The 5,360-nt window shown below is 67.4% G+C and carries 5 protein-coding genes and 2 pseudogenes; 3 read left to right on the top strand and 4 right to left on the bottom strand.

All coding sequences use genetic code 11. The features are described 5' to 3' along the window. Nucleotides 1–226 precede the first annotated feature (226 nt). Nucleotides 227–1,009: an acetoin reductase gene (locus ACT3SQ_RS18850; protein ID WP_114306376.1), complete on the top strand. Its 783-nt coding sequence runs from the start codon at nt 227–229 to the stop codon at nt 1,007–1,009. Between the two features lie 95 nt (nt 1,010–1,104). On the opposite strand, the gene ACT3SQ_RS18845 is transcribed toward ACT3SQ_RS18850, so the two are convergent. The 3 genes and pseudogenes from ACT3SQ_RS18845 to ACT3SQ_RS18835 form a co-directional block, all read right to left on the bottom strand. Beyond that, nucleotides 1,105–2,340, bottom strand: coding sequence for an MFS transporter (locus tag ACT3SQ_RS18845; RefSeq protein WP_443419091.1), 1,236 nt, complete (start codon nt 2,338–2,340; stop codon nt 1,105–1,107). Continuing rightward, nucleotides 2,337–2,987 carry a GntR family transcriptional regulator gene (locus tag ACT3SQ_RS18840; RefSeq protein ID WP_114306374.1) on the bottom strand — a complete coding sequence of 217 codons (651 nt, stop codon included), beginning with the start codon at nt 2,985–2,987 and terminating at the stop codon, nt 2,337–2,339. The genes ACT3SQ_RS18845 and ACT3SQ_RS18840 overlap by 4 nt, the downstream gene beginning before the upstream one ends. Nucleotides 2,988–3,073: 86 nt before the next feature. After that, nucleotides 3,074–4,075: pseudogene (locus ACT3SQ_RS18835) on the bottom strand (ISL3 family transposase); the annotation flags it as partial. A 70-nt stretch (nt 4,076–4,145) separates the two neighbouring features. On the opposite strand from ACT3SQ_RS18835, the gene ACT3SQ_RS18830 reads away from it, so the two are divergent. Next, nucleotides 4,146–4,451 carry a transposase gene (locus ACT3SQ_RS18830; protein WP_444502071.1) on the top strand — a complete coding sequence of 102 codons (306 nt, stop codon included), beginning with the start codon at nt 4,146–4,148 and terminating at the stop codon, nt 4,449–4,451. Between the two features lie 172 nt (nt 4,452–4,623). On the opposite strand, the pseudogene ACT3SQ_RS18825 reads toward ACT3SQ_RS18830, so the two are convergent. Further along, nucleotides 4,624–5,001, bottom strand: a pseudogene (locus ACT3SQ_RS18825) (transposase); the annotation flags it as partial. Between the two features lie 143 nt (nt 5,002–5,144). Between ACT3SQ_RS18825 and ACT3SQ_RS18820 the strand changes: the two are divergent. Continuing rightward, nucleotides 5,145–5,360 (top strand): transposase family protein (locus tag ACT3SQ_RS18820; protein ID WP_444601588.1); only part of this gene is annotated, 216 nt, incomplete at its 3' end.

The raw sequence follows: 5,360 nt of genomic DNA, 5'->3' as shown, positions 1-5,360 counted from the left end.
CGGCCGCGGATTCCGGAACCCGGAGAACTACCGGATGCGTATCCTGCTGACCAGCGCCGCGAGAACCGTAGCGTGAACACCCGCCCCAGCAGGGTCATTCACCACGAACCGCGAAGAGCCGTTTTGCTAGGATGTCGAGGGTCGTGCGGCGCCGAGCAACGTGCCTTCGGGCGACCTTCTCTCGGAGCGCGACAGCGCTTCATCGAACCATGAAGGAGTAGTCGGAATGTCCACTGCCAAGGTCGCTCTCGTCTCGGGCGCAGGTCAGGGAATCGGTCGCGGAATCGCGCTCCAGCTCGCGAAGGACGGCTTCGACGTCGCCGTCGCAGACCTCACGTTCCAGGAGGAGAAGTCGCGCGGCGTCGTCGCGGAGATCGAGGCGCTGGGCCGCCGTGCGATCTTCGTGGCTGCCGACGTGTCGAAGAAGGAAGACGTCGTCGCCGCTGTGGACGCAGCCGCCACGCAGCTCGGCGGGTTCGACGTCATCGTGAACAACGCGGGCATCGCGCAGGTCAAGCCGATCCTCGACGTGACGGCGGAAGAGCTCGACAAGATCTTCTCCATCAACGTGAACAGCGTGGTCTTCGGCATCCAGGCCGCTGCCGACAAGTTCATCGAGCTCGGTGTGAAGGGCAAGATCATCTCCGCCGCCTCGATCGCGTCGATCAAGGGCTTCCCGATCCTCGGCGCGTACTCGGCGTCGAAGTTCGCCGTGCGCGGCCTCACGCAGGTCGCGGCGCAGGAGCTCGCCCCGAAGGGCATCACCGTCAACGCGTACGCTCCCGGCATCGTCGGCACGGGCATGTGGGACCTCATCGACGAGAAGCTGTCGGAGATCAACGGCAAGCCGCGGGGCCAGAACCTCAAGGAGAACGTCGAGAGCATCGCCCTCGGCCGCATCGAGACGCCCGAAGACGTCGCGAACGTCGTGTCGTTCCTCGCAAGCGAGAAGGCCGACTACGTGACCGGCCAGGTGCTGCTCGTGGACGGCGGAATGCTCTACAACTGATGCATCCGAAGGGGGCGCGGGGAGGACATGTCCTTCCCGCGCCCCCTTTTTTTTGCGAAGTCTTCGCGAGGACGCCGCGCCCGGCCGGTTCCTCATCAGGCCGCCGGCAGGTGCCGGCGCCAGCTGAGCGCGACGATCCCGACGCTGACCGCCGCCAGGACCGCGCCGGCGAGGAACATCGTCGTGTACGGGATCCACGCGCCGAGCGCGGCGAGGATCGCCGGGATGAAGAACCCGAGATACGTCAGTGAGTAGTACACCGCGGTGAGTCCGGCAAGATCGCGCGGACCGGCGATCCGCTGAATCTCGCGCAGTCCCCCGACGAGCAGCATGCCGTAGGCCGCGCCGAGTGCCGCGGCGGCCACGAACGCCCAGGCGAGCGAGTTGAGGCTCACCGCGACGGCGGCCAGGATCATGGCGGGAACGGTGACCGTCAGCGCGATCCCGATGCCGCGGGCCGACAGCGGGGTGTCGACCTTCGCGGCGAACCGCTGCACCGCGACACCGCATCCGAGCGCGACGACGCACAGCAGACCCGCCACACCGATCTGCAGTCCCGGCGCCTGCGACATCATGAGGCCCGGCAGGATCGCGTACGCGCTTGCGGCGGTGCCGAAGACCCACGGCGCCATCGGGACGACGACGAGGAGGAACCGGCGGTGCATCGCGGTGGGGATGCGCAGGTCGGCGAGGAGCGGCCCAGAGGTGTCTCGGCGCGGCCGGCTCTCCGGCGCCGCCCACAGCAGCACGAGCGCGACGAGGGTGAGAGCGATGTGCAGGAGGTAGGGCGACGCGGTGGGGATCGGGCCGAACTGCCCGAGCGCCGCAGCGAATCCGGCGCCCAGCGCGAACCCGGACGTCAGTGCGAGTGCAGCGCGTGAGGCGCCACGGCCGTCGACGGCGCGGGTCGTGAACGGAGGCTCGGAGAGCTCTTTCACCCAGCTCGTGCCGACTGCCATCACGAGCCCCAGCGCGATACCCGACAGCACCCGCCCGGCGAACAGGAGCGGCATCGAGGAAGCCCCGACGGCGAGGAGCGTGCTGCCCGCAATCGCGATGATCGGGGCGGGGACGAACAGCGGTCGGCGGCCGTACCGGTCGGACAACGGGCCGCCGAGAAGGAGCGCGGGCACGATGCCCAGGACATATGCCCCGAGCAGTACATTCACGCTGAAGGCGCTCATCTGGTCGATCTGGCGGTACATCACGAGCAGCGGTGTGAACTCGTTTCCACCCCACGCGACAGCGAACAGGGCAGCGCTCACGCGCATCCAGGGGACGATCGCGATCCGCTCTCCGGCGGCGGCTCCCTCGGAGGACATCTCACTCATGACAGCAGCTCCCGGTGGGTCTTCTTGATGTGACGGCCGAGTGCCACCTCGAACGCCGCGGTCTCGCCATCGCCGATGAGGCGGACGAGCAATCCGTGATCGTCGAGCACCTGCTCGGCTCGGTCGTCGCGTCGCCAGAGCGACCACGCGAGCATCCGCCTCTGCCGATCGCGCAGCGTCGCGAAGAACTCTGCGAGCAGGGCGTTGCCGCCGGCCGCGACGATCCGGGCGTGGAAGGCCGTGTCTGCCTCGGCGAGCCGCGCGAGGTCGGATGCCTCGTACGCGCGGCGTTGCTCGTCGAGAATGTCGGAGAGCTCGTCGACGACGTCCTGCACCCGTTCGGAGTCACGGACGAGCCGCCGCACGGCATCGGTCTCGATGAGGATGCGCGCCTCGACGACGTCGTCGAGCTCTCCCGGCGTCACATCGCGGATCAGCGCACCGCGCTTGGGGTACAGCCGCATCCACCCCTCGACCTGCAAGCGCAGGAACGCCTCGCGGACGGGGGTGCGGCTCATCCCGAGTTCATCGGCGATCGTTCCTTCGCTGACCATCGTCCCGCCGGCGAGATCGCCGTCGAGGATCCGCTCCTTGACCTTCGCGTACGCGGCATCCGCGGCGGATGCCTCCGTCTCCTGATGCTCCATGACCCCGTCCCCGTGCTGATGAACAAGATAGATACTAGTTGCATCTCAGCCCGGTGCAAAGTGGCTCTTCGGACATTCGGTGGGGGTCATGGGGTGAGGCCGCCGGCGGCGAGGAGCATGCGGAGGCGGTAGTTGTGCCGGTTGCGATAGCCGCGGGCGAGGCGCCGGTGCAGCTCGATGATTCCGTTGATCGCCTCGGTGCCGCCGTTGTTCGCGCGCCCGGTCGCGAAATACGCGAGGAACGCTCACCGCCACCGGCGCAGGGTGCGACCGAGGCGGGCGATCTCCGGGATCGGGCAGGTGTGGAATGTCTCGGCGACTCGCTCCGCGATTCGGCGGCCCTCGGCGAGATCCTTCGCGTGGTAGGCGGATCGCAGTTGCTGCGCGCACTGCCACGCAACGAACACCTCGTCGTGCGCAGGATCTGCCTCGATCGCCGCGGCCAGCCTAACTCGCTGCTTGTCGGTGAGGTTCTCCGCTCCGGCGCGCAGGATGGTCTGGATCCCGTAGAGCGGCTCTCCCTTGCGTCCGCGGTGGCCGAGCGTGTCGTGTTGCACTCTGCGGCGGACCTCGTCGACCGCGGCGGTGCCGAGTTTCACGACATGGAACGCGTCGAGCACCGCGACAGCGTCTTCCAGCTTGTCGTTGATCGCGGTCTTGTATCCGGCGAAGGGATCCAACGCCGCCACCTCCACGTTTTTCCGGAACGCGTCGCCGCGCTCACCGAGCCAAGTCGCGTAGGCCTTCCCGGACCGGCCGGGTACGAGATCCAGTAGCCGCGCACGCACCCGGCCGTGCTCGTCGCGGGTGAGGTCGACCATCCCCGTCAGTTCCTTCGGACCGCGCTTGCGTGGATCGACGTGATGCCAGACATGCTCGTCGACACCGAGCGTCGTGACGCCATCGAACCGGGATTCGTCCGCGGCGAGGCACACGAGTTCGGGCTCGACGGCGCGCCACACGGTCTTCCACGATGTTCCGAGCTGACGGGCGAGCCCAGCGATGGTCGCGTGCTCGCCTCGTAGCTGTCCGATAGCCCAGGCGATAGTGCGCTTCGTGATCGACCCCCGGTGAGCGACCAGCGACGGGGGGCGTGGGGAACGGATTGGTGACAACTGATCGTTAGTGCCGGGAGGCGCTGACGGGGAGGATGTCATCATGCCCGGCCCCTATCCCAGAGAGTTCCGCGAGGACGTCGTCGCTGTCGCTCGCAACCGTGAGAGCGGCGTCACCATCAAACAGATCGCCGCCGACTTCGGTATCAGCGAAGCGACGTTGCAGAACTGGCTCCGTCAAGCCGACGTCGAAGACGGTAACCGTCCCGGCCAGACCGCCGCGGACGCCGCCGAGGCGCGGGAGTTGAAGAAGCGGATCCGGTTGCTCGAGCAGGAGAACGAGGTCCTCCGCCGTGCGGCGGCGTATCTGTCGCAGGCGAACCTGCGGCTTGGTGGCTCCCCAAAATGACGTACCCGCTCGTATCTGAGCTCGCCGACGCGGGGATCCCCGTGACGGTGTCGTGCCGGGTTCTCAAGCTCGCCCGCCAGCCCTACTACCGGTGGCGCAACGACCCCGTCCGGGACGCGGACCTGCTCCGCGCATATCGGATCAATGAAGCGCCCTGGGTTTCGTTCCGTGGTTAGACGGTCGCGGGCGCGGTCGTCGTCAGGTGAGTGTAGGCCGCTTCGACGCTCGCTGGGGTGCGGTAGCCGAGAGCTTCGTGGAGCCGGGCCGTGTTCCACCAGTGGACCCAGCCCATCGTGGCGAGCTCGACCTCGCTGACGGACTCCCAGATCCGCTTCGAGTAGATCAGCTCCGCCTTATAGAGGCCGTTCACGGTCTCGGCCAGCGCGTTATCGTAGCTATCTCCCACCGTGCCGACTGACGCTTTCACCCCGGCCGCGACGAGAGCATCCGAATAGGCCAGTGAGACGTACTGACTGCCCCTGTCGGAGTGATGGATCAATCCGCTTCCATTCCTGCTGGTCCCGGTCGAAAGAAGTGCGTGCTCCAGCGCGAGCAATGGCAGCGACTGCGTGTGAAGCGGGCTCTTCCCGGTTCGTGGTGATGGGGAGCGTCGCGTCGTAGGCGCAGAACGGCCCGTGGTCCTGCTGTGATGGGTGTTGTCAAGACATCCACATTCCAGAGGACCACGAGCCTGTGCATGAGAGTACTGGTTCGCAGCGTGATGCTGCGAGCACGATCTTCAACCTGCCCAACTACCGCGTCATCGACGCCATCGACCTGCCCGACGGGGACCGGCGGGTGGTGATCGCCTCGACCGTCCCGCCAGGTTGTCCGTCCTGCGGGGTGCTGGCGACGAAGGTCCACTCCCGCCGGTCACAGCAGGTCCGGGACGTTCCCGTCGCTGGCGCG

It is taken from the genome of Brachybacterium sp. AOP42-C2-15 (assembly GCF_052377065.1).
Lineage (GTDB): Bacteria > Actinomycetota > Actinomycetes > Actinomycetales > Dermabacteraceae > Brachybacterium.
This window is presented reverse-complemented; position numbering and strand designations above follow the sequence as displayed.

Excerpts from the sequence above, each read along its gene's own strand:
- ACT3SQ_RS18850 (WP_114306376.1), top strand. The coding sequence starts at position 227 with ATGTCCACTGCCAAGGTCGCTCTCGTCTCGGGCGCAGGTCAGGGAATC.
- ACT3SQ_RS18840 (WP_114306374.1), bottom strand. The coding sequence starts at position 2,987 with ATGGAGCATCAGGAGACGGAGGCATCCGCCGCGGATGCCGCGTACGCG.
- ACT3SQ_RS18845 (WP_443419091.1), bottom strand. The coding sequence starts at position 2,340 with ATGAGTGAGATGTCCTCCGAGGGAGCCGCCGCCGGAGAGCGGATCGCG.
- ACT3SQ_RS18830 (WP_444502071.1), top strand. The coding sequence starts at position 4,146 with ATGCCCGGCCCCTATCCCAGAGAGTTCCGCGAGGACGTCGTCGCTGTC.